Below are 999 nucleotides of genomic sequence, written 5' to 3' on the forward strand. Positions count from 1 at the left end.
ATGGTGTTAGTCACCGCAATTTTAGCGGTCGGTGCGGTCATTTTTGCCTGCGGCGGTGATGATGAAAAAGGCAGTAACTTCCATGGCCTATTTCAATGGCAATTGCTAGGCATTAACGGGGCCTTTTTAACCGGCGACCTGTTTAACCTCTTCGTATTTTTCGAAGTGCTACTCCTGGCCTCTTACGCATTACTGCTGCACGGTGGTGGTAAAGCACGTATCCAAGCCAGTGTTCACTATGTCGTGCTTAACTTAGCCGGCTCCTCACTGTTTTTGATCGCCGTGGGCATTTTATATGGTGCAACGGGCACGCTAAACATGGCCGATATGGCGCATAAGCTGGCCAGCCTGCCCGCCGAACGCGAAGGCTTAGTCACCGCTGGGGCATTAATGCTGCTGGTGGTTTTCGGTTTAAAAGCGGCTATTTTGCCACTCTACTTTTGGCTCCCCCGCGCTTATGCAGCAGCTCCCGCACCCGTGGCAGCGTTATTCGCCATTATGACAAAGGTGGGGATTTACGCGATTTTGCGCGTTTATTCACTGATATTCAGCGATCAGGCAGGCGGTTTAGTCGCACTGGAACAGCCATGGATATGGTGGTTAGCGCTAGCAACGCTAGCCGCCGCGGGTGTTGGCGTTATCGCCGCACGTGATTTACGCCTGCTGGTAGCGTATCTGGTGCTTATTTCGGTAGGCACGCTACTGGCTGGCATTGGCATGCGCTCTCCGGCCGCGACATCAGCACTCCTCTATTACCTCATTCACACCACGCTGATTACCGGCGGACTTTTCCTGCTAGCGGAGATGATTGGCCTACAGCGGGGCAAACCCGGCACGCGCATCGTAAAAGGCCGACCATTGGTGCAAGGAAATGCACTAGCGCTTACCTTTTTTATCGGTGCCATTGCCGTGGCCGGGTTACCGCCACTATCCGGTGCGTTAGGGAAGGCACTCATGCTTAACGCCGCCGAAGGTGGTGAGCGCCTATGGCTTTGGCCG

The 999-nt window shown here is 54.4% G+C and carries 1 protein-coding gene; it reads left to right on the forward strand.

Annotation, left to right across the window (positions count from 1 at the left end; genetic code table 11):
- Positions 1 to 999, forward strand: a 999-nt coding sequence (locus INT22_RS12400) for a proton-conducting transporter transmembrane domain-containing protein (protein ID WP_226912681.1), incomplete at both ends; no start/stop codon positions are given.

The sequence above is a fragment of the Halomonas sp. 3D7M genome, from assembly GCF_014897885.1.
In the GTDB taxonomy this organism is placed as follows: Bacteria; Pseudomonadota; Gammaproteobacteria; order Pseudomonadales; family Halomonadaceae; genus Vreelandella.